26 protein-coding genes are annotated in these 19,657 nt (G+C 61.9%); 14 read left to right on the forward strand and 12 right to left on the reverse strand.

The window, feature by feature from the left end; translation table 11 throughout:
• Positions 1–12 precede the first annotated feature (12 nt).
• Together D4Q51_RS02810 and D4Q51_RS02815 are read left to right on the forward strand one after the other, a co-directional pair.
• A complete protein-coding gene (locus tag D4Q51_RS02810) occupies positions 13–510 on the forward strand; it encodes a DUF2497 domain-containing protein (RefSeq protein ID WP_120076229.1) in 498 nt (165 codons plus the stop codon).
• 53 nt (positions 511–563) lie between these two features.
• Positions 564–884 carry a (2Fe-2S) ferredoxin domain-containing protein gene (locus D4Q51_RS02815; RefSeq protein WP_120076230.1) on the forward strand — a complete coding sequence of 107 codons (321 nt, stop codon included), beginning with the start codon at positions 564–566 and terminating at the stop codon, positions 882–884.
• Between the two features lie 12 nt (positions 885–896).
• Here D4Q51_RS02815 and D4Q51_RS02820 read toward each other — a convergent pair whose 3' ends face one another.
• Positions 897–1,241 (reverse strand): hypothetical protein, encoded by a 345-nt coding sequence (locus D4Q51_RS02820; RefSeq protein WP_120076311.1) that lies wholly within the window; start codon positions 1,239–1,241, stop codon positions 897–899.
• Positions 1,242–1,387: 146 nt separating this feature from the next.
• Between D4Q51_RS02820 and D4Q51_RS02825 the strand changes: the two genes are divergently transcribed.
• From D4Q51_RS02825 to xth, 3 genes are read left to right on the forward strand one after another with little or no spacing between them, the layout of a single operon-like run.
• Entirely contained in the window at positions 1,388–1,816 is a 429-nt protein-coding gene (locus tag D4Q51_RS02825) for a CBS domain-containing protein (RefSeq protein ID WP_120076231.1), read from the forward strand.
• 31 nt (positions 1,817–1,847) lie between these two features.
• Entirely contained in the window at positions 1,848–2,177 is a 330-nt protein-coding gene (gene erpA, locus D4Q51_RS02830) for an iron-sulfur cluster insertion protein ErpA (RefSeq protein WP_120076232.1), read from the forward strand.
• Between the two features lie 10 nt (positions 2,178–2,187).
• Entirely contained in the window at positions 2,188–2,970 is a 783-nt protein-coding gene (gene xth, locus D4Q51_RS02835) for an exodeoxyribonuclease III (protein ID WP_120076233.1), read from the forward strand.
• Between the two features lie 228 nt (positions 2,971–3,198).
• On the opposite strand, the gene D4Q51_RS02840 is transcribed toward xth, so the two are convergent.
• The 10 genes from D4Q51_RS02840 to D4Q51_RS02885 form a co-directional block, all read right to left on the reverse strand.
• Positions 3,199–3,864 (reverse strand): cell wall hydrolase, encoded by a 666-nt coding sequence (locus D4Q51_RS02840; RefSeq protein ID WP_240624532.1) that lies wholly within the window; start codon positions 3,862–3,864, stop codon positions 3,199–3,201.
• A 206-nt stretch (positions 3,865–4,070) separates the two neighbouring features.
• Positions 4,071–4,415 carry a DUF1491 family protein gene (locus tag D4Q51_RS02845; protein ID WP_338068447.1) on the reverse strand — a complete coding sequence of 115 codons (345 nt, stop codon included), beginning with the start codon at positions 4,413–4,415 and terminating at the stop codon, positions 4,071–4,073.
• Between the two features lie 4 nt (positions 4,416–4,419).
• A complete protein-coding gene (locus tag D4Q51_RS02850) occupies positions 4,420–4,914 on the reverse strand; it encodes a PaaI family thioesterase (RefSeq protein WP_120076234.1) in 495 nt (164 codons plus the stop codon).
• Entirely contained in the window at positions 4,901–5,362 is a 462-nt protein-coding gene (locus D4Q51_RS02855; RefSeq protein ID WP_120076235.1) for a PTS sugar transporter subunit IIA, read from the reverse strand. The genes D4Q51_RS02850 and D4Q51_RS02855 overlap by 14 nt, the downstream gene beginning before the upstream one ends.
• A 132-nt stretch (positions 5,363–5,494) precedes the next feature.
• Positions 5,495–6,064 carry a ribosome hibernation-promoting factor, HPF/YfiA family gene (gene hpf / locus D4Q51_RS02860; protein WP_120076236.1) on the reverse strand — a complete coding sequence of 190 codons (570 nt, stop codon included), beginning with the start codon at positions 6,062–6,064 and terminating at the stop codon, positions 5,495–5,497.
• 54 nt (positions 6,065–6,118) lie between these two features.
• Positions 6,119–6,805, reverse strand: a complete 687-nt coding sequence (gene dnaQ, locus D4Q51_RS02865) for a DNA polymerase III subunit epsilon (RefSeq protein WP_120076237.1) — start codon at positions 6,803–6,805, stop codon at positions 6,119–6,121.
• Between the two features lie 24 nt (positions 6,806–6,829).
• The gene (gene coaE / locus D4Q51_RS02870; protein ID WP_120076238.1) at positions 6,830–7,432 is read right to left on the reverse strand and encodes a dephospho-CoA kinase; all 603 of its coding nucleotides are present in this window, start codon (positions 7,430–7,432) and stop codon (positions 6,830–6,832) included.
• A gap of 2 nt (positions 7,433–7,434) precedes the next feature.
• Entirely contained in the window at positions 7,435–8,292 is an 858-nt protein-coding gene (gene aroE, locus D4Q51_RS02875; protein WP_120076239.1) for a shikimate dehydrogenase, read from the reverse strand.
• The gene (locus D4Q51_RS02880) at positions 8,289–8,867 is read right to left on the reverse strand and encodes a Maf family protein (protein ID WP_120076240.1); all 579 of its coding nucleotides are present in this window, start codon (positions 8,865–8,867) and stop codon (positions 8,289–8,291) included. Before D4Q51_RS02880 ends, aroE begins: the two co-directional genes overlap by 4 nt.
• Positions 8,864–9,718, reverse strand: a complete 855-nt coding sequence (locus D4Q51_RS02885) for a pyruvate, water dikinase regulatory protein (RefSeq protein ID WP_120076314.1) — start codon at positions 9,716–9,718, stop codon at positions 8,864–8,866. Before D4Q51_RS02885 ends, D4Q51_RS02880 begins: the two co-directional genes overlap by 4 nt.
• A 302-nt stretch (positions 9,719–10,020) precedes the next feature.
• Here D4Q51_RS02885 and hemE point away from each other — a divergent pair, with 302 nt between their 5' ends.
• The 3 genes from hemE to rho all read left to right on the forward strand — a co-directional run bounded on the left by hemE (position 10,021) and on the right by rho (position 12,951).
• Positions 10,021–11,037, forward strand: a complete 1,017-nt coding sequence (gene hemE / locus D4Q51_RS02890) for a uroporphyrinogen decarboxylase (protein ID WP_120076241.1) — start codon at positions 10,021–10,023, stop codon at positions 11,035–11,037.
• Between the two features lie 56 nt (positions 11,038–11,093).
• Positions 11,094–11,519 (forward strand): protoporphyrinogen oxidase HemJ, encoded by a 426-nt coding sequence (gene hemJ / locus D4Q51_RS02895; RefSeq protein WP_420807523.1) that lies wholly within the window; start codon positions 11,094–11,096, stop codon positions 11,517–11,519.
• A 175-nt stretch (positions 11,520–11,694) separates the two neighbouring features.
• Positions 11,695–12,951: a transcription termination factor Rho gene (gene rho / locus D4Q51_RS02900; protein WP_120076243.1), complete on the forward strand. Its 1,257-nt coding sequence runs from the start codon at positions 11,695–11,697 to the stop codon at positions 12,949–12,951.
• Between the two features lie 76 nt (positions 12,952–13,027).
• On the opposite strand, the gene D4Q51_RS02905 is transcribed toward rho, so the two are convergent.
• Positions 13,028–13,726, reverse strand: coding sequence for a dienelactone hydrolase family protein (locus tag D4Q51_RS02905; protein ID WP_120076244.1), 699 nt, complete (start codon positions 13,724–13,726; stop codon positions 13,028–13,030).
• A gap of 68 nt (positions 13,727–13,794) precedes the next feature.
• Here D4Q51_RS02905 and D4Q51_RS02910 point away from each other — a divergent pair, with 68 nt between their 5' ends.
• The 6 genes from D4Q51_RS02910 to D4Q51_RS02935 are packed head-to-tail and all read left to right on the forward strand — an operon-like array spanning position 13,795 to position 19,622.
• Positions 13,795–14,067: a DUF6489 family protein gene (locus D4Q51_RS02910; RefSeq protein WP_120076245.1), complete on the forward strand. Its 273-nt coding sequence runs from the start codon at positions 13,795–13,797 to the stop codon at positions 14,065–14,067.
• A gap of 3 nt (positions 14,068–14,070) precedes the next feature.
• Positions 14,071–15,342 (forward strand): tRNA uridine-5-carboxymethylaminomethyl(34) synthesis GTPase MnmE, encoded by a 1,272-nt coding sequence (mnmE, locus tag D4Q51_RS02915; protein ID WP_120076246.1) that lies wholly within the window; start codon positions 14,071–14,073, stop codon positions 15,340–15,342.
• A 41-nt stretch (positions 15,343–15,383) separates the two neighbouring features.
• Positions 15,384–17,237 (forward strand): tRNA uridine-5-carboxymethylaminomethyl(34) synthesis enzyme MnmG, encoded by a 1,854-nt coding sequence (gene mnmG / locus D4Q51_RS02920; RefSeq protein WP_120076247.1) that lies wholly within the window; start codon positions 15,384–15,386, stop codon positions 17,235–17,237.
• Positions 17,234–17,863 carry a 16S rRNA (guanine(527)-N(7))-methyltransferase RsmG gene (rsmG, locus tag D4Q51_RS02925; RefSeq protein WP_120076248.1) on the forward strand — a complete coding sequence of 210 codons (630 nt, stop codon included), beginning with the start codon at positions 17,234–17,236 and terminating at the stop codon, positions 17,861–17,863. The genes mnmG and rsmG overlap by 4 nt, the downstream gene beginning before the upstream one ends.
• Positions 17,860–18,636, forward strand: a complete 777-nt coding sequence (locus tag D4Q51_RS02930; protein ID WP_120076249.1) for a ParA family protein — start codon at positions 17,860–17,862, stop codon at positions 18,634–18,636. The genes rsmG and D4Q51_RS02930 overlap by 4 nt, the downstream gene beginning before the upstream one ends.
• Entirely contained in the window at positions 18,633–19,622 is a 990-nt protein-coding gene (locus tag D4Q51_RS02935) for a ParB/RepB/Spo0J family partition protein (protein ID WP_120076250.1), read from the forward strand. Before D4Q51_RS02930 ends, D4Q51_RS02935 begins: the two co-directional genes overlap by 4 nt.
• The last annotated feature ends 35 nt before the right edge of the window (positions 19,623–19,657 follow it).

Consider the following 19,657-nt stretch of genomic DNA (forward strand, 5'->3'; position numbering starts at 1 on the left):
GAGGGGGACACAATGCGGCAGGAAGGCGAACCGTCGGTCGAGGAGATCCTCGATTCGATCAAGCGAGTGATTGCGCGCGACAATTCCGAGGCCGCAGCGCAGGCCACCAAGGCGCGCCGCCGTGAAAATCTGGTCTCCCGCAACGAGGAAACCCAGCCGCAGGAAGAGGACGTGCTCGACCTCAGCGTCATCGGTTCGGCCCTTCACGAGGATGGTGCTCACGAGGATAGTGCCGAAGATGCGCTGATCGAAGACGACGAGAACGAGGAAGAAAGCCTCACCACCGATCGCGCCGCCGAAGCCATGCGGCAGTCGCTCGCCGCGCTTGCCATGCTGTCCGATCCCCCCGCCAAACCACAGATCGTCCGATCCGGCGAGACCTCTCTCGAAGGCATGGTGCGCGAGATGATGCGGCCGATGCTGGCGCAGTGGCTTGATGCCAACCTGCCCGAGATCGTCGAGCGGCTGGTGAAGGCCGAAATCGCCCGTATCGCCGGGAAAAACCGCTGACAAAGCCGCCGTCAGAGAAGGAAATCGCCAAGGCCGAACGCACGCTGGCCAAGATGGGCGGCGAGGGTATCGAACGGCACATCTTCATCTGTGCCATGTCCGAAAAGGGCAAATGCTGTAAGCGCGAAGTCGGCGAGCAGTCCTGGAAGTACCTGAAAAAGCGGCTGAAGGAACTGGGTCTTGCCGGGAAGGGCGGGGTGCAGCGCACTAAGGCTGATTGCCTTCAGGTGTGCGATGCGGGGCCGGTCGCTGTCGTCTGGCCAGATGGTGTCTGGTATCGCTCCTGCACTCCGGAGGTGCTAGAACAGATCATCCGGAATCACCTGATCGGTGGAGAGCCCGTCGAAGAATTCCGCCTGCGGCCGAAATCCTGACGGCAGGCGGTATTACCGTTCCGCGCCGTCCTTCCAGCCCATCGTCCGCCGATCCGTCGGCTTTTTCGACAGGTCGAGCGAATCGAGATCGTTGTCGACCGAGGCGTCGTGACCGGTGCCGCTGGACAGGAACACCAGCCCCATCAGCGCGCTCATCAGCAGCATCGAGAAACCGATGCCCAGCGCCGTCGCAATGAAGAAGTGCGGCGATACGTCTTCGGTCTGGTTATAGATGATCGCCATGGCGATGATCACCGTCCCCAGCGTGATGCCCATCATCAGCCGCATGAGTCGGCGGTATCGCGCCCACGCAAAGGCGGCGTTTTCCGGGTTATCGAGCGGGGAGGGGTTGGCCATGGGAGGAGACATGCCCATCGCACCGGCCATTTGCAACGTCCCTTTGTACCATGATTTGCCCAGACTCGCCCTCTCGTGGCACAATTGGGGCGAAAGCACCCCGCCCCGAGGCGTGTCGTGGTGGGTAAAGCCGGAGGAGAACCTGAATGTCCGTAGCCAAGATCATTGCGAGTCGTGATCACACGATCGTTTCGTGCACGCCCCAAGACAGCGTGCTGCTGGCGGCTAAGCTGCTGGCGGACAAGCGTATCGGCGCACTGCCCGTGATGGATGGGGAGGGGATTGCAGGCATCTTTTCCGAGCGTGACCTGCTCTACTGCGTCGCCCGCGACGGTGCCGCTATTCTCGAACGAGCCGTGGGGGAGGTGATGACCTCTCCCGCCATCACTATCGAGAGCGATACCGATGCCCTGAAGGCCCTTTCGCTGATGACCCGTCGCCGCATCCGTCACCTGCCGGTGATGGAGGGCGAGAAGATGGTGGGCTTCGTCTCGATCGGCGATCTGGTGAAGCACCGCATGGAAATAATCGAGGCCGAGGCGCAGCAGATGCGGGATTACATCACCACGGCTTGAGAGAGCGCTCGCGGGACACTACATCGAAGCCATGACCAGTTCGCTGACCCTTACCGAAGCCGCGGCATCCCGTGTCGGCCTGATTGCCAAGAAGCAGGGCAAGCCCGCAATCCTGCGTCTTTCGGTGGAGGGCGGGGGCTGCTCCGGCTTCCAGTACAAGTTCGACCTTGATGATGCGCCGGAAGAAGGTGACGCGGTGAGCGAGACCGCCGGGGTGAAGCTGGTGGTCGATCCTGTCAGCCTCGACCTGGTGAACGGTTGCACCGTCGATTACGTCGAATCGCTGGGCGGCGCGGCGTTCCGGGTGGAAAATCCCAACGCGGCGGCAGGTTGCGGTTGCGGTTCCAGCTTCGGCATATAGTGTCCGGGCGATGAAAATCGCCAGCTTCAACATCAACGGTATCAAGGCGCGCCTGCCGCGCCTCAAGGAATGGCTGGAGGAAACCCGTCCCGCTGTCGCCTGCCTTCAGGAAATCAAGACACAGGACGATGGCTTCCCGGCCTCCGAATTCGAGGACATCGGTTACAAGGCCATCTGGCACGGCCAGAAGAGCTTCAACGGCGTTGCCATCCTCGCCGATGGCGTGGAGCCGGTAGAAATCCATCGCGGTCTGGGTATCGACGGGCCGAAGGATGGCGAGGGTGAACAGTCCCGCTACATCGAGGCCGAGGTAAACGGCGTGCGGATCTGCAACCTCTACCTGCCCAACGGCAACCCGCATCCGGGGCCGAAATTCGACTACAAGCTGGCGTGGATGAAGAAGCTGCGCAAACGCATGGCGGAATTGTCCGCGCTGGAACAGCCGACGGTCGTGCTGGGCGATTTCAACGTCATTCCGGAAGACAAGGATGTGTGGTCGGTAAAAGCCATGCAGGACGATGCCCTGATGCAGCCCGAATCGCGCGATGCCTATGCCCGCTTGCTGGCCGATGGCTGGACCGACGTGATCGACACGCTCAACCCGCGCGGCGGCGTATGGACATACTGGGATTACCAGGCCGGCGCCTGGCAGCGCGACCACGGCTTCCGCATCGATCACCTCCTCCTGTCACCCGAAGCGGCAGACCGCATGGTCACCGCCGGGGTCGACAAGGAATATCGTGGCCGGGAAAAGGCCAGCGATCACACGCCCGTGTGGGTGGAACTGAGATAGCTGGTTTTTCGCACCTGCCTCCACAGGTGCGTCCTCGCTAGACGCGCTGCGGGCCCGCTGCGGGCGGCCAGTCGGCCTTGCAATCCGCTAATCGCGGACCGTGGCAACTTCCTACTGAGAGAATCATGCGGGGAATCGGTTGCATAGCAACCGCAAGCGCGAACACGTGCCCGAGCTCATGCGAGGAAAGCCAAGCAGCGCGGACGCGCTGCGCCCGGCGTTTGAGGGTTACCTATAAAAAACGTGCCGGTTGATCGTGGCGCGAGCAGTCATGCGACCGGCCCAGCGTGGGCGCACGTGCGTCGCGTGGAAGTACAGCGCGTCGTCGGCGGGACTTTCCCACAATTCGCGGTGAGCGATGCGGGCGATCGCCTTGGCGCGGGTCCAGGCGGACGAACCGTGGTTCGGCTCCGGGATGCGGCCACCGCGCACGAAAGAGAACTGCGCGCGCTGGGTGACGACCGAGCAGTAATCGTCGGGGAACGTGCTGCTCTCGGCGCGGTTGATAACCACGCGGGCCACGGCCAGCTGGCCATCGAGCGGTTCACCACGCGATTCGAAATAGACAGCCTGGGCAAGGCACATCAGCTCGCGCGACATCTGGTCGTTGGTGTCGACGGAGCCTACGAGTTCGCGCAGGGATGCGGCGTCGCTGACGGAGGCTTCGGGTTCTTCCGGCTGATCGGGAAGCTCCTGCACCACTTCGTTCATGACGAAGCGGACTTGCGGAGCGGCATCCTGAGCCTGGGTGGAATTCTGTTCTTCCTGGACGGCTTCGATCGCTGCGGGCTCTGCGTCCTGGGCAACGGCACCATTGAGAGCGGTGCCAAAACTCGCGGCGAAAATCACCGTGGCCAGGGCAAGAACCCCGGTCCGCTTGCTGATAAACGTCATTGAACCTGTTACTCACGGCGGTGAGAGACACGATACAGGCTGGCGGACGCGGCGTTCACTTGTGCCGTCTGTCGCCCGCATTCCGCACGGTGCGGACCTGCCGGTCGTCCCCCCGTCTGCGCATCGAAAACCACCGCGTCATTGCGGTGCCATTCGATCGGCGCTGTGGGAAAGTCGAGGGCCAGATAGCCGCCGAGGATCAGATGTCAACCGTTGTGCGGTGCAACATCGATGAAGCGTTCGGCATTTTCGATATCCAGCTCGACGATCCATAGGTCGTCGTCCTGCTCTCCGCGACGCCTGTACCATGCCATGAATTCGTGCGGATTTTCAGGGTCTTGCTCCTTGGAAAGCACCCATTTCCGGCTCCCGTCGAGCTGTGGCATCCGCTCGTAGGCGCGGGCAGGAGTGGCACGATTACAACAGATTACCATCAGCGTGCCGGCCGTGCGTTCACCTTTTGAGATAACCATACCGAAGCCGCCTTCGGCTTCCACGGCGCGGATCAGACCGCTCACTTCGAGGTGTGCAGGAAGGCGATCGTCGATCATCGCATCACTCCGGCTGGCGATACCCGTCGAGACCGGAAAGCGCGATGTGGGAGCGCATGAAGGTACCCGTCCCGCGCCCGATTTCGTCGCCTTCCTCGTCCATCAGGTGTGCTTCGGCAATGAACACGCGGCGCTTGCCGCTGATCCACTTGCCCTCGGCGATCACCTTCCCGGTGCGCAGCGGCTTGGTGAAATGCAGGTTGAAGCCGGTGGTGAGCAGAAAGCGGTCGGAAACCAGCGAATTGGCCGCGTAAAACGCCGCATCGTCCAGCATCTTGAAGTAGAGCGTGCCGTGGGTTGCTCCGGCGGCATGGAAGTACCGTTCATTGGCGATGAAGGTGATCCTCGCTCGCCCGGCCTCCAAGATTTCGAGCTGCGACTGGAACAGTGAATTGACCGGCGCTGCGGCATAGAGGCTTTCCAGCGCACGAAAGTGACCGGAAGCTGCGCTTTCGTCGGCCGACTTGGCCGCGCCGCTGCTGCCTTCAGGCGACGTCACGATCCGTCACGTTGGTCAACACACCATAGAGCGCTTCGGCATCGGGCGCATCGCTGAGAGCATCGTGCACACCTTCGTCCCGCACCAGCCGGGAAATGGCAGCAAGGGCATGGAGATGCGTGGCGCCGCTGTTTGCGGGCGACAAAAGGCCGAAGACCAGATCCACCGGCAGGCCATCGGCAGCGGCGAAATCGACGGGCTTTTCGAGCTTCATGAGGGCTGCCACGGGGCGCGTGAGGCCGGGCATACGGGCATGGGGTATGGCCACGCCGCGACCGAAGCCGGTGCTGCCCAGCTTCTCCCGCTCTTCCAGATGCTCCAGCACGGTCGAGGGATCGAGCGCAAACGCGCTGGCGAACATCTCCGCCAGCTGGCGCAGGATATCGTCCTTGCCATCGGCCTGCGCGACGCAAACCGATTCGGGCTTCATCAGAAAAATCGAATCCATGATCTCAGAAAACTCAAATTATCCCGTTCGCGGCGCGGCGCGGCGCGCGGCCAGGCGCGCCGTCCGGTGCTGTTCGACACCTCTCCCCTAAAGGGATCGCCACGAGTGCGCGCGCGGCGCGCTATAGGGCGATCAGGACGGTTCGACCCACCCGATCGAACCATCTTCGCGGCGATAGACCATATTATGCCTTCCAGTGCCAGCATTTTTGAAAAACAGCGCGTTGGTGTGGCGCAGATCAAGCAGCATGACGGCGTCGGAAACGCTGACTTCGGGCACGTCAATCCGCGTTTCCGCGATGATCGGCGGTGATTCCTCGCCAGCTTCCTCTTCGGTTGCCGGCTCTTCCGATGCAAAGATGGTGTAGGCCGCTTCCTCTTCCTTCGCGGCGTGGCTGGCCTGCTCGTGACGATCCTTCAGTCGGCGCTTGTAGCGGCGCAGCTGCTTCTCGATCTTCTCGGCGGCCTGGTCGAAAGCGAGGTGCGCGTCCTGCGCCTGGCCGTGGCTTTTCAGGATCAGCCCGTGGTTTACGTGAAGGACGATATCGGCCGCGAAGCTGCTGGCCGGGCCCTTGCCGAAGGTAACCGTGGATGAAAGTGCCCGGCTGAAGTGCTTCTCGACGATGTTCTCAAGTCGGTCGGAAGCATGCTCCTGCAGTGCTGATCCTGTATCGACCTGGTGACCGGACACGCGAATATCCATGGGGCGTTGCTCCTTCTCTATCGTTCGCTCAATCCCTCATGTGGGACCTAAGTCTCAAGAGGTCCAGAGGGGAGATTCCAACGATCCGAGAAAGGCTTTGTGCCGCGCCAGTTCCTCCGCACTTGCAGCATGGGGGCGCGGTGCGCGGTATTCGCCTGTTTTCGGGATGAAACGTGTCTGCACGGCGCTTTCCGAGGCGGTGTTGTCGACTGCCAACTGCAGGCCGATCTGCCGACCGCCGGTAAGTTCGACGTAGACCTGCGCCAGCAATTCCGCGTCGAGCAGTGCCCCGTGCAAGGTGCGATGACTCCGGTCGACTCCGTAACGCGAGCACAAAGCGTCGAGCGAGTGTTTGGCACCTGGATGCCGGCGTCGGGCCAGCACGAGGGTATCGACCATACGATCATTGCCAATCGCGAGGTGCCCGCACTGGCCCAGCTCGAAATTCAGGAAGCCGAAGTCGAACTGCGCGTTGTGCGCCACCAGCGGCGAATCGCCGAGAAATTCCAGCAACGCCTCCACCTTCTCGGCAAATCGCGGCTTGTCCGACAGGAAACTGGCGGAAAGGCCGTGCACCTTTTCCGCCTCCATCGGCATGTCGCGATCGGGATTGAAATACTCGTGGAATGTGCGTCCGGTCGCGACGCGGTTCACCATCTCGATGCAGCCGATCTCCACCATCCGGTCTCCGGTGTTGGGATCAAGGCCGGTGGTTTCGGTATCGAAGATAATCTCGCGCATGGCCACCTTATCGCGCGGGAGGGTTCAGGCGCGCAAGTCGGCTGTTAGCTTGTCCACCAGAGCCTGCACCTGTGCAGCCGTTTTCTCCAGCGAAGTGCCGGTGTCGATCACATGATCCGCCCGCGCACGCTTCTCCGCGTCCGGCAGTTGGAGGGCGAGGATGTCGGCGAACTTTTCGGGCGTCATGCCCTTGCGCATCAACACCCGTTCGCGCTGCATCTCCGCGGGAGCAGAAACAACGACAACGGTATCGACGAGGGCCGCGCCGCCTTTCTCGAACAGCAGGGGAATGTCGAACACCACCATCGTCCTGTCGGCATGGCGTTCCAGGAACTGTTCGCGCTTGCGGGCGACAGCGGGGTGGACGAGCATTTCCAGCCGTGCCAGCGCGTCGGCATCGGAAAAGACGATGTCACCCAGTTTCTCACGCAGTACACCTTCCGGGCCGGTCGTGCCGGGGAAGGCCGCCTCGATTTCGGGCAGCAATGCGCCGCCGGGCCCCTGCATCCGGCGAACTTCGGCATCGGCATCGAACACCGGCACGCCCGCTGCCTCGAACATCTTCGCAACGGTGCTCTTGCCCATTGCGATGGAGCCTGTGAGGCCGATGATGTGCGGGCGCGTCATGCTCACTGGGTCAGGATCCTGCGTAATTCGGTATCGCCGTCGCCGCGCGGCGGAGAGACGCCGAAGAACTTCTCGAAGGCCGCGGCAGCTTGCCCGATGAGCATGGACAAACCGTCAACGGTGCGGAATCCCCTGTCCTGTGCCCCGCGAAGAAGCGGCGTTTCCAGCGGGGCGGTTACGATATCGTAGACCACACTGCCGGGCGGCACGTGGCTGAAATCGAGCTGCAACGGCGGCTGCCCGGTCATTCCGAGCGGGCTGGCGTTGACCACGAGATCGAAACAGCCCTCGCGGTCGTCGAATTCGAAATCGGTCGCATCGGCAAAATGATTGAGCGGGGCGACGTGATGCTGACCGCCGGGGTCGAGTTCGTCCAGCATGGCACGCGCCTTGGCCGGGTCGCGCCCTGCAAGGACGACGGTAATGCATTGTTCAAGCAACCCAGCGACAATGGCCCGCGCCGCGCCGCCGGTGCCCAGCACCCGCGCCATGCGGAAATAGTGCGGCTTCGCCAGATCGTCCGCCAGCGGTTCGAGGAAGCCGACCGCATCGGTGTTGAAGCCGGTAAGAGAGCCATCGGATTCGCGCACGACCGTGTTCACCGCCCCGATCCGCTCCGCCAGCGGGTCGAGCCTGTCCAGATGCTCCATCACCGCAAGCTTGTGTGGCATGGTGACGTTGCAGCCGGCCCACTGCGGATCGTCTCCCTGGCGGGCCAGGTAATCCGCCAGTTCGCCAGCCGTCACATGCTCGCGGTCGTAATGCGCGTCGAGCCCCAGTACCTTGATCCAGTGGTTGTGAATCGTGGGCGACTTCGACTGCGCTATGGGATCGCCAATGACGTGGGCATAGCGTGTCATCGCGGCAATTCCCCGAGATCGCGCAATGCGCCCAGAACGGGCAGCAGCGGCATTCCCAGCACGGTGAACTGGTCGCCCTCGATGCTCTCGAAAAGTTGTGGCCCGCGCGCTTCTATCCGGAACACGCCAACGCAATGGCCGACCTCTGGCCACTCGGCATCGAGGTAGTGCGCGATGAAGGCATCCGACAGGTCTCGGACTTTCAGATGCGCGGCGGCGGCATGGCGCCACACCACTTCTCCTCCGCGCGCCAGTGCCGCGGCGGAATGCAGGTGCATCGTCTTGCCGGAGAAGAAGCGCAGGTGCTCGGCGGCCTCGTCTCGGCTCGCGGGTTTGTCGAATCGCCCGCCGCCAGCCACCACGAGCGAATCGCTGCCCAGCACGGGCCGCGAAGGTTCGGCGATGGCGAGAGCCTTGGCCTCCGCCAGCGCGATGGCGACCGCATCGGGCGCGGCGCCCACCATCCGCGCTTCAATCGCGCGCTCGTCCAGATCGGCTGCCTGCGCCTCGAACACCACGCCAGCCGCTTCCAGCATCGCCCGGCGCGATGCGGACTTGCTTGCGAGCACGATCATATCGGCTTCGTACCGCTTTGCCGGTCGCGGCTCGTCCCTTGCCGCGCTTCGCGCTCCTGGTAGAGCTTGATGATCGCCGCAGCCGTCTCCTCGATGGAGCGGCGCGTGACATCAATTACCGGCCAGCCGTTGTCTGCAAACATGCGCCGGGCGAAGGCGATTTCCTTGCTGACCTTTTCCTCGTCGACATAGGACGTCTCGGTCTTCTCGTTGAGCGACAGAAGCCGGTTGCGGCGGATCTGGATCAGGCGGGCAGGGGCCGTGGTCAGCCCCACGACCATCGGCCTCTTCAGCTTGAACAGGAGGTCCGGCGGAGGGCTTTCCACCACCAGCGGGATATTGGCGACCTTGTAGCCGCGGTTGGCAAGATAGATGCTGGTCGGTGTTTTCGATGTGCGAGATACGCCCGCCAGCACGATATCGGCCTGCTCCCAGTTGTCCCATGCTATCCCGTCGTCATGGGCGATGGTGAACTGAATGGCATCGACGCGTTCGAAATAGGCCTCGTCCATCTTGTTCTTGCCGCCGGGCCGACCGTGCGCTTCCTGCCCCAGCCTTTCCTCCAGCGCCTCGACCACGGGATCGAGCGCGGCAACGTGCGGCAGGCCTTCCTGGCGGCAGAAGTCCTCGAGCCGGTCCCGCGTCGCTTCGTTGCTCAGCGTGTAGAGGACAAGGCCGGGATTGGCCTTGAAGTCGTCCACGATCCGCTCGAGGTGCTGGACCGAGCGAACCATCGGCCAGAAATGTCGCTGCACCTCGGCATCGCCGAACTGGGCAAGGGCGGCCTTGGCCAGCATTTCCAGCGTTTCGCCGGTGGAATCGGACAGGAGGTGGAGGTGCAGTGTCGCCATGTGGATATCTGCTGGCATAAACCACGGGAGCCTTTCGGGGACAAGCTGTTGGTGGACTTAGCCCCCGGTCAGAACCGGAATCGCAAGCCGAGTCATGGACAGGGCAGCCCGGTTCTGGACAGGCTGGGGATATCGGGGAGAAGTGTCGTTTGACTCGGCAACATCCATGAGTCGCGCTCGCGCAAATGGGTTCTCAAGCCGGGAGAATTCGGGCAGGGACACGCAATCCCCGTAATCCACAGGGCCAACAACGTCCTGAATCCTTCTTAATATATATATTTATTGTTTGATTGGACTCTTCGATGCCCGGATGTCTCCTCGATACGCTTGTCAGCCAGCCGAGCCAGAAACGCCCCGTCTGGTTCATGCGTCAGGCTGGCAGATACCTTCCCGAATATCGCGATCTGCGGGCGCAGAAGGGCGGCTTCCTCGAACTTGTCTACGATAGCGAGGCCGCGGCCGAGGTGACGATCCAGCCGATCGACCGCTTCGGCTTCGACGGCGCGATCCTGTTCTCCGATATCCTGATCGTGCCCTACGCCCTGGGGCAGGACCTGTGGTTCGAAGCAGGCGAGGGACCGCGACTGGCCCCTCCGCTGGTCGATGGGGCCTGGGAAGGGCTGGAACAGGCCTTCCAGCGCTTCGATGCCGTCTACCGGACCGTGGCCCTGGTGAAGGAGCGTTTGGGCCCTCAGACCACCCTGCTGGGCTTTGCGGGCTCGCCCTGGACCGTGGCGACCTACATGGTGGCGGGGCAGGGGTCGAAAGACCATCACGCGGCGCGCAAGCTTGCATACCGCGATCCGGCGGCATTCGCATCGCTGATCGGCGCGATCGAGGCGGCGACCATCGAGTACCTGATCGGGCAGATCGACGCGGGCGCGGAAGCCGTGCAACTGTTCGACAGCTGGGCGGGTTCGCTTTCCCCGGCGCAGTTCGAGCAGTGGGTGATCGCGCCCAACGCCCGCATCACCGCGGCCTTGCACGAAAAGCGTCCAGGCATCCCGGTAATCGGATTCCCCAAGGGTGCCGGTGCGAAACTGCCTGCCTACGCCCGTGAGACCGGGGTGGACGGCCTCGGCATCGACGAGACACAGGATCCGTCGTGGATTCACGCCCAACTTCCCGCAGGTCTGCCTGTGCAGGGCAATCTCGATCCGCTGCTGTTGTTGGCTGGCGGCGAAGCGTTGGACGGCGCGGTGCGCCACATCCTTTCCGCCTTTGCGGACCGGCCGCATATCTTCAATCTCGGCCACGGGATCGACAAGGAGACGCCGATCGCCCATGTCGAGCATGTTCTCAAACTGGTGCGCGGCTGAGGGGTGACGAAATCGCCTCGCGCTCCTAGATACGTCCCATGCAGGAAGCCCTCGCGATGACCTATCTCTGGCTGAAGGCCGGTCATATCATTTTCGTGATTTTCTGGATGGCCGGGCTGTTCATGCTACCGCGGCTGTTCGTCTATCACCAGGAGGCGCCCGAAGGCTCCGAAGAAGCGGCGAAATTCGCCGAGCGCGAGCAGAAGCTTCTCAAGATCATCCTGCTGCCATCCATCATCGTCGTCTGGGTGCTGGGCATCGCGCTGGCGATCGTGCTGGACGCGTGGAGCCAGGGCTGGCTGCACGCCAAGCTGCTGCTGGTGCTGATCCTGTCGGGCTATCACGGTTACATGTCGGCTTATGCGAAAAAGCTGGCACGCGGAGAACGGACGCTTTCGGGTAAGCAACTGCGGTTGCTGAACGAAGTGCCCGGCCTTGCCGTGGCGGTCATCGTGGTGCTGGTGATCGTCAAGCCGTTCTGATTCTCCGGCGGGCGACGTGCCCTGCCGAATTTGCGAATTGACCGGGCATGGCGAAAGCCATATTTGCGTTGGCACTCCAACGGCAAAGAGTCGCCTATCCCATGCGCGACACGGTCTGCTTTCTCCAAGCCCATAAAGGCCAGCCGGCATCCCAACCTACTGGAATACAACGAAAATGCATCTGAAAGAACTCAAGAAGAAGGCGCCGGCAGAGCTGGTCTCGATGGCCGAGGAACTGGGCGTCGAGGGCGCTTCCACCCTGCGCCGCCAGGAACTGATGTTCGCTATCCTCAAGGAAGTGGCGGAAGAGGGCGAGGAAATCCTCGGCATCGGCACGATCGAGGTGCTGCAGGACGGCTTCGGCTTCCTGCGCTCTCCCGAAGCAAACTATCTTGCCGGACCGGACGATATCTACGTTTCGCCCAATCAGGTCCGCAAGTGGGGCCTGCGCACGGGTGACACCGTCGAAGGTGAAATTCGCGCACCCAAGGATGGCGAGCGCTATTTTGCCCTGACGAAGCTGAAAGAGGTCAACTACGAAGACCCGGAAGCCGTGCGTCACCGCACCAATTTTGATAACCTGACACCGCTCTATCCGGACGAGCGCCTGAATCTCGACACCAAGGATCCGACGGTCAAGGACAAGTCGGCGCGCGTGATCGATCTCATCAGCCCGCAGGGCAAAGGCCAGCGTTCGTTGATCGTGGCACCGCCGCGCACCGGTAAGACCGTGCTGCTGCAGAACATCGCCAAGGCCATCACCGACAATCACCCAGAGGTGTTCCTACTGGTGCTGCTGGTGGACGAGCGCCCCGAAGAAGTCACCGACATGCAGCGCAGCGTGAACGGCGAGGTGATTTCCTCGACGTTCGACGAGCCTGCCTCGCGCCACGTACAGGTCGCCGAAATGGTGATCGAGAAGGCCAAGCGTCTGGTGGAGCACAAGAAGGACGTGGTGATCCTGCTCGACTCGATCACGCGCCTCGGCCGTGCCTACAACACCGTGGTTCCGTCCTCTGGCAAGGTTCTGACCGGTGGTGTGGATGCCAACGCGCTACAGCGTCCGAAGCGCTTCTTCGGTGCTGCGCGCAACATCGAGGAGGGCGGCTCGCTCTCCATCATCGCCACGGCACTGATCGATACCGGCAGCCGCATGGACGAAGTGATTTTCGAAGAGTTCAAGGGCACCGGCAACAGCGAAATCCAGCTCGACCGCAAGGTTGCGGACAAGCGCATTTTCCCGGCGCTGGATGTCGGCAAGTCCGGCACCCGCAAGGAAGAGCTGCTGGTGGACCAGGCAACGCTCAGCAAGATGTATGTCCTGCGCCGCATCCTTATGCAGATGGGCACTGTCGACGCGATGGAATTCCTGCTCGACAAGATGAAGGATTCGAAGACCAACGAGGATTTCTTCGAGACGATGAACCAGTAGGGTTCTTCTCGAAATTTCTGAATAGATACGAAAAAGGGGGCCAATCAGCCCCCTTTTGCGAATGCCTGTCGCGTTTTCACGCAAGGTGTTTCGCGAAGAACTCCGCCGTCCGTTTATCGGCCAAGGTTGCAGCTTCCTCGTTCCGACGCTTGCCGAATTCTGTTGCGAAACCATGATCCAGGCCCTCGTAATCGTAGAGCGTCACCTTGGGATGGTCGTCCAGCCCCTCATGCATCTTCGCCTGCGTTTCCTTGTCCACGAAGCCGTCCTCTGTCGGAATGTGCAGCATGAGCGGGTGGGCAATAGCGTCCTTCTCGCGGAGAAGCCCGTCGATACCTACGCCATAGTAGCCAACGGTCGCATTGGCGTCGGTGCGCGCGGCAGTCATGTAGGCGAGGCGGCCGCCTAGGCAGTACCCGACCGCACCAACCTTACCTGTTTCAACTATAGTGCGCGCATATCCGATTGTCGCCTCGATATCGCGGATCGCCGCGTCCTGATTCAGCTTTCCCATAAGGCTAAGCGCGCGCTGAAATTCCGGCTCGATATCGGGATCGAGCTCGACACCGCGTTCTATACGCCAGAACAGATCCGGGGCGAGGGCGAGGTAGCCTTCCTCGGCCAGCTTGTCGCACTTGCGGCGGATTCCGGCGTTCACGCCGAAGATCTCCTGGATTACGATGATCGCCGATTTCGGCTCGCCTTCGGGGCGCGCGATGTAGGCGTCGAACGCATCGGGGCCTTCGAGGGTGGTAATCCGGACTGTCTCACTCATATAGGACTCTCCTGGGCGTTGATTTGGTCTATGCCTATCTACGTGTGCAAGCGAGAAAGGTGTCCGCAATGAAGGTCAATATCGAAATCGATTGCTCGCCCGAGGAGGCTCGCCGCTTCATGGGCTTGCCGGATGTGGAGCAGGCGAACGCCATCTATGTCGATTCGATTGCGAACGCGATGAAGGGTGTCTCGAACACCGAACAGCTTGAGCAATATGCGAAGCAACTCGCGCCGATGGGTCAGATGGGGCTGAAGATGTTTCAGAATTTCATGGAAGGTGCAGCGAAGAACGCAGGCACTGTCGGCAGCGCAAAGCCGGGCAAGGACACCGCGGACTAGGCCATGGACACCATTTTTGCGCTTTCCAGCGGGCAGCCGCCTGCCGGGATCGGCGTGATCCGCGTAACCGGGCCCCAAGCCGTCGTCGCTTTGGAGACGATCGCGGGCAGGGTGCCCGAGCCCAGACGGGCGACGCGGGCGGTCTTCCGTGATGTTTCACGTGAAACACTTGATGACGGCCTGGTCGTGTTTTTTCCCGGCCCGAAGTCCGTGACGGGCGAAGATCTCGTCGAATTCCATTGTCACGGCGGTCGTGCTGTAATTGCCGCTGTAGAGAGCAGTCTCGGCGAAATCGCAGGATGCAGGCGAGCGGAGCCTGGGGAATTCACGCGCCGTGCCTTTGCAAACGGACGGATCGATCTGTCAGAGGCAGAAGGCCTTGCAGACCTTCTATCCGCCGAGACAGAAATCCAGCGCCGCAGCGCCATGGCCATGATGGGCGGAGCGTTGTCGCGGCGAGTCGAAGGATGGCGAGAAGAGTTGCTTCGCCTTTCTGCTCAGGTTGAAGCGGTGCTCGATTTCGACGACGAGGATGACGTCGCAGCGTTGCCTGTATCATTCAATCGATCGCTAAGTTCCTTGCACACGGCGCTTTGCGACGCGCTCGAAGCACCCTATGCCGAGACACTGCGCGAAGGCTTTCGTGTCGCACTGGCTGGGCCGCCCAACGCCGGAAAGTCCACCCTATTCAATGCGTTGGTGGAAAGCGAGGCTGCGATAACGGCGGATATAGCGGGCACGACCCGCGATATCTTGAGCCAGTCGGTCGCAATTGCCGGAGTGCCGTTCACCTTTGTCGATATGGCTGGTCTTCGTGATGAGAGTGGAGACCAGATCGAAAACATCGGTATCGCTAGGGCGCGCGATGAAATCGCCAAGGCAGACTTGGTCCTCTGGCTGGGCCCGGAGGGAGAAGGGCCGGAAGGATCCTGGGAGATTGCGGCGCAGGCGGACCGAGAGAAGTTACATAAGACCGAGTCCGATTTCCGGGTGTCCGCAGTCACGGGGCAGGGCATGGACAGTCTGCGAGAGGCGCTACTGGAAACGGCGCGGTCTGCTATGCCCCGGCACGGCTCGGCCGCGCTCAACGCTCGCCAGCGTGATCGTCTGGCCGAGGCTGCTCGTGCACTGGCAGCCGCGCAGGAAGAAGACGATCCTCTGCTGGTCGCCGAGAACCTGCGGCGCACGCGGCAGGCATTCGATGCGCTGGTCGGCAGAACCTCGACGGAAGACGTTCTTGATGCGCTCTTCGGACGGTTCTGCATCGGTAAATAGCCTGTTCCATGTGGAACATATGAGTTAGAGGGCCTGTCGAAATGCAGCATTTCGATGTCATAGTTGTAGGCGGCGGCCATGCCGGCGCTGAGGCCGCTGCCGCCTCTGCGCGGGCGGGTGCGAATACCGCGCTGGTGACCTTCGATACAAAGGCGCTGGGCGCGATGAGCTGTAATCCGGCAATCGGTGGTTTGGGAAAGGGGCACCTCGTGCGCGAGGTCGACGCGTTCGACGGTCTTCTGGGCCGCGCCGCGGATGCTGGTGCGATTCATTACAGGATGCTCAACCGGTCGAAGGGTAGCGCCGTACAGGGACCGCGCGTTCAGGCCGACCGCAAGCGCTTCCGTGTCGCTGTCCAGGCCATGCTGGCGGCGCAGGATAACCTAAAAGTGATCGAGGGCGAAGCCGCGGAGCTCATCCTTCGAGGTGAATGCGCCGAAGGTATCAGACTTGCAGACGGATCCGAGATAGCGGGCGGGGCGGTCGTGCTTTGCACGGGCACATTCCTAGGCGGCACGCTCTTCCGCGGAGAGGAACGCTTCGAAGGTGGTCGGATCGGCGAGAATGCGGCGAAGAAGCTCGCGGATCAGCTGCGCGGTGCCGACTTGCCGATGGCGCGATTGAAAACTGGCACGCCGCCTCGGCTCGATGGCAGGACGATCGACTGGTCGCGGTTGGAGGAGCAACCCTCCGACGCCGATCACTGGACGATGTCTGCGCTCACCGAGCGACGACTGAATCCGCAGGTGTTTTGCGCCATCACCCGTACGAACAGCCGGTCGCACGACATAATCGCGCAGAACCTGCATCGCTCACCCTTATTTACCGGTGCGATCGGTGCTGCGGGTCCGCGCTATTGCCCTTCCATCGAAGATAAGATCCATCGCTTCGCAGACCGCGACGGCCATCAGGTTTTCCTTGAGCCCGAAGGTCTGGATACGCATCTGGTATACCCCAATGGGATCAGCACCTCACTTCCCGTAGACGTGCAGGAAGCCATGCTCCGCACGATGGCCGGGCTTGAGAATGTCGCCATGGAAGTGCCGGGTTATGCCGTGGAGTACGATCACATCGATCCGCGTGCGCTCGGACAAGATCTGCAGCTGAAAGCGATTCGCGGTCTCTACTGTGCGGGCCAGATCAACGGCACGACAGGGTACGAGGAAGCAGCGGCGCAGGGCCTGATTGCCGGGCTGAGTGCTGCGTGCAAGGTCCTCGACCGCGCTCCGCCCTCGATCGACAGAACGAACAGCTACATGGCGGTAATGATTGATGATCTGACGCTACATGGCGTGAGCGAACCTTATCGCATGCTGACCTCGCGGGCGGAATACCGGCTGCGCCTGCGCGCCAACAATGCTACGTCTCGGCTCACACCGATCGCAATTGAGGCCGGGACGGTGGGCGAAGAACGCTCGAGATGGTTTGCTCGTCGTGAGGCAGAGCGTTCCACGTGGAACGCCGAACTCGAGAAGACGGTAAATGCGACGGAACTTGAAGATGCAGGTCTCGCCGTCAAGAGAGATGCTGGCCGCAAGTCGTTAATGGAATGGCTCGCTCTGCCCGATATTACCATGAGCGACCTGAAGCCATGGCTCTCGTCCGCTTGTGATTCCAGCTCGCCGCTGGCGGATGAGATCACGGAGGACGCGGCCTACGCACCCTATCTCGCTCGCCAGGAAGCCGAATTGCGGGATCTTCGTAGCAGTCAGCAACTTGCAATTGCTCCCGACTTTCCGTTCGCTGAGGTTCCGGGCTTGTCCAACGAGATGATTGAACGCCTGTCGGCTGCACAGCCGCGTGACCTCGCTGCGGCAGGACGGATTAGGGGAATTACGCCCGCCGCCCTTGCAGCCTTGCTTGTTCACGCGAAACGTCGCAATCAAGCCGCATGATCGAGGGCGAAGAGCAGGCGAGGGAATTCAGCGCCAAACGTTGTGAAGCGGGAGGGATGGAGCGACTGAATCGGTTCATCCCCATGCTCGTGGCCGAGAATGAGCGGCAGAACCTGGTCTCCAAGCCGAGCCTTCAGAGCGTTTGGACACGGCACATCGCCGATAGTCTTCAACTCTGGGATCATGTTCCACGTGAAACATCAGGGCCATGGCTCGATCTGGGTACAGGCGCGGGCTTTCCGGGATTGGCTCTCGCTCTTGCGAGACCTGCGCTCCCGATCATTCTCGTCGAATCGCGCAAGCGCCGGGTTGAATGGCTGGAAAGCATTTCATCCGAGTTCGACCTCAAGAACTGCCGCATCATGGGATGTCGGCTCGAAAGTGTGGATACTCTTGAATCAGGCGTAATCACCGCGCGCGCCTTCGCTCCGCTAGGTAAACTTCTCGAGTTATCCGCGCGCTTTTCCACACGCTCCACCACATGGTTGTTGCCCAAAGGGCGTTCGGGGGCGATTGAATTAGCAGAGCAACCTTCGGCGATTCGAGCGATGTTCCACGTGGAACAATCCGCAACCGATCCATCCGCCGGAATTCTGGTCGGTAAAGGGAGGCCCGCACTTCGATGATCGTCATAGCCATAGCCAACCAGAAGGGCGGGGTCGGAAAGACGACCAGCGCCATCAATATTGCGACAGCCATGGCTGCGAGCGGGTGGCGCACCCTGCTGATCGACCTGGACCCGCAGGGCAACGCCTCGACCGGTGTCGGCCTTGCGGCCGCTCAGCGCGATATGTCGAGCTATGACGTGCTGGTGGATGAGGCCACCGTCTCCGACTGTGTAGTTCCCTCCACGATCCCGGGCCTCGACCTGCTACCCGCGACCGTTGATCTCAGCGGTGCGGAAGTCGAGCTTGTCGGAGTGGAGGATCGCACCAACAGGCTCAGGAGGGCACTTGCCAGCCATCAGGGCCACGACATCTGCTTCATTGACTGTCCGCCGTCGCTCGGGCTGCTTACCCTGAATGCGCTTTGCGCTGCTGACACGCTGCTGGTGCCCCTGCAGTGCGAATTCTTTGCGCTGGAGGGCCTCAGCCAGCTTCTCCAGACTGTCGAGCAGGTGCAGCAGCGCTTCAACCCGGACCTCGGCATCATCGGCATCGCGCTCACCATGTTCGACCGGCGCAATCGCCTGACGGACCAGGTTTCCGACGACGTGCGCGAGTGCCTCGGCGATCTGGTGTTCGAATCTGTCATCCCGCGCAACGTGCGCCTGTCGGAGGCGCCCAGCCACGGGCTGCCTGCATTGATCTATGACCATTCCTGCCCCGGCAGCCGCGCCTACATGGCGCTGGCACGCGAGCTGATCGGTCGACTGCCCGAAGAGAGGAAAGCGGCATGAGCGAAGCCAAGAAAGCCGCCAGCGACGCTGCGACGCGTACCCCCGCCAATCGTCGCAAGCTGGGGCGTGGCCTCGGCGCGCTAATGGGTGACATGAAGCGGGAAGAGCCGTTGGTATCGCCGCGCGCGGCAACGGGCAGCGGTGCTGACCAGGACGGAAATTCCATCGCCGCCTCACGCACCGACGGTCTGGCGATGTTGGCGATCGCCGATATCGAGCCGCACCCGGATCAGCCTCGCCGTTACTTTGATGACGAGGCGCTGGCGGAGTTGGCCGCTTCCATTGCTTCGCGCGGCGTTATCCAGCCTGTCATCGTGCGTCCCATGGCACCGGGCAAATACCAGCTGGTGGCCGGTGAACGTCGCTGGCGCGCCTCGCAGAAGGCACAACTACATGAAATCCCTGCAATAATCCGCGAGCTTGATGAGCGCGACGTCATGGCGTTGGCGCTCATCGAGAATATCCAGCGCGAGGACCTGAACCCGGTCGAGGAAGCGCGCGCCTACCAGCGCCTGTCCGAGCTCGAGGACATGACGCAGGCCGAGATTGCTGGCTTGGTCGAGAAATCGCGCAGCCACGTTGCCAATCTGCAGCGCCTGCTATCCCTGCCGGAGAAGGTGCTGGACCATCTTGAGGCAGGACATCTCGACATGGGGCATGGCCGCGCCCTGATCGGACTGGATAACGCTGCAGAGCTGGCCGACAAGGCGGTGAAGGAAAAGCTCTCGGTCCGTGAGGTCGAGAAGCTCGCGCGCAAGGCCCGCAACGGAAGCGAAGCTCCGGTGCGCCGCAAGGCGCGTCCGCCGCGCGACCCGGCGCAGGATGCGGACATTGCAGCGGTCGAGAACCACCTCGAGGAGTTTCTCGGCTTGCCGGTGAAAATTGCAACGGACGAAGATCCACGTTCCGGCACAGTCACGGTGCGGTTCAGGACGCTGGATCAGCTCGACCTGATATGCCAGCGCCTGACCGGGGGGGGGATATAGCGTTATTTCATTAAGTTAGCGCCGCGCGAAAGTCG

The sequence above is a fragment of the Aurantiacibacter odishensis genome, assembly GCF_003605195.1.
In the GTDB taxonomy this organism is placed as follows: domain Bacteria; phylum Pseudomonadota; class Alphaproteobacteria; order Sphingomonadales; family Sphingomonadaceae; genus Alteraurantiacibacter; species Alteraurantiacibacter odishensis.

Bases quoted from the DNA above. Each gene is read 5' to 3' on its own strand.
- D4Q51_RS02810 (WP_120076229.1), top strand. From the start codon at position 13: ATGCGGCAGGAAGGCGAACCGTCGGTCGAGGAGATCCTCGATTCGATC.
- D4Q51_RS02815 (WP_120076230.1), top strand. From the start codon at position 564: ATGGGCGGCGAGGGTATCGAACGGCACATCTTCATCTGTGCCATGTCC.
- D4Q51_RS02820 (WP_120076311.1), bottom strand. From the start codon at position 1,241: ATGGCCAACCCCTCCCCGCTCGATAACCCGGAAAACGCCGCCTTTGCG.
- D4Q51_RS02825 (WP_120076231.1), top strand. From the start codon at position 1,388: ATGTCCGTAGCCAAGATCATTGCGAGTCGTGATCACACGATCGTTTCG.
- erpA (WP_120076232.1), top strand. From the start codon at position 1,848: ATGACCAGTTCGCTGACCCTTACCGAAGCCGCGGCATCCCGTGTCGGC.
- xth (WP_120076233.1), top strand. From the start codon at position 2,188: ATGAAAATCGCCAGCTTCAACATCAACGGTATCAAGGCGCGCCTGCCG.
- D4Q51_RS02840 (WP_240624532.1), bottom strand. From the start codon at position 3,864: ATGACGTTTATCAGCAAGCGGACCGGGGTTCTTGCCCTGGCCACGGTG.
- D4Q51_RS02845 (WP_338068447.1), bottom strand. From the start codon at position 4,415: ATGATCGACGATCGCCTTCCTGCACACCTCGAAGTGAGCGGTCTGATC.
- D4Q51_RS02855 (WP_120076235.1), bottom strand. From the start codon at position 5,362: ATGGATTCGATTTTTCTGATGAAGCCCGAATCGGTTTGCGTCGCGCAG.
- hpf (WP_120076236.1), bottom strand. From the start codon at position 6,064: ATGGATATTCGCGTGTCCGGTCACCAGGTCGATACAGGATCAGCACTG.
- dnaQ (WP_120076237.1), bottom strand. From the start codon at position 6,805: ATGCGCGAGATTATCTTCGATACCGAAACCACCGGCCTTGATCCCAAC.
- coaE (WP_120076238.1), bottom strand. From the start codon at position 7,432: ATGACGCGCCCGCACATCATCGGCCTCACAGGCTCCATCGCAATGGGC.
- aroE (WP_120076239.1), bottom strand. From the start codon at position 8,292: ATGACACGCTATGCCCACGTCATTGGCGATCCCATAGCGCAGTCGAAG.
- D4Q51_RS02880 (WP_120076240.1), bottom strand. From the start codon at position 8,867: ATGATCGTGCTCGCAAGCAAGTCCGCATCGCGCCGGGCGATGCTGGAA.
- D4Q51_RS02885 (WP_120076314.1), bottom strand. From the start codon at position 9,718: ATGGCGACACTGCACCTCCACCTCCTGTCCGATTCCACCGGCGAAACG.
- hemE (WP_120076241.1), top strand. From the start codon at position 10,021: ATGCCCGGATGTCTCCTCGATACGCTTGTCAGCCAGCCGAGCCAGAAA.
- hemJ (WP_420807523.1), top strand. From the start codon at position 11,094: ATGACCTATCTCTGGCTGAAGGCCGGTCATATCATTTTCGTGATTTTC.
- rho (WP_120076243.1), top strand. From the start codon at position 11,695: ATGCATCTGAAAGAACTCAAGAAGAAGGCGCCGGCAGAGCTGGTCTCG.
- D4Q51_RS02905 (WP_120076244.1), bottom strand. From the start codon at position 13,726: ATGAGTGAGACAGTCCGGATTACCACCCTCGAAGGCCCCGATGCGTTC.
- D4Q51_RS02910 (WP_120076245.1), top strand. From the start codon at position 13,795: ATGAAGGTCAATATCGAAATCGATTGCTCGCCCGAGGAGGCTCGCCGC.
- mnmE (WP_120076246.1), top strand. From the start codon at position 14,071: ATGGACACCATTTTTGCGCTTTCCAGCGGGCAGCCGCCTGCCGGGATC.
- mnmG (WP_120076247.1), top strand. From the start codon at position 15,384: ATGCAGCATTTCGATGTCATAGTTGTAGGCGGCGGCCATGCCGGCGCT.
- rsmG (WP_120076248.1), top strand. From the start codon at position 17,234: ATGATCGAGGGCGAAGAGCAGGCGAGGGAATTCAGCGCCAAACGTTGT.
- D4Q51_RS02930 (WP_120076249.1), top strand. From the start codon at position 17,860: ATGATCGTCATAGCCATAGCCAACCAGAAGGGCGGGGTCGGAAAGACG.
- D4Q51_RS02935 (WP_120076250.1), top strand. From the start codon at position 18,633: ATGAGCGAAGCCAAGAAAGCCGCCAGCGACGCTGCGACGCGTACCCCC.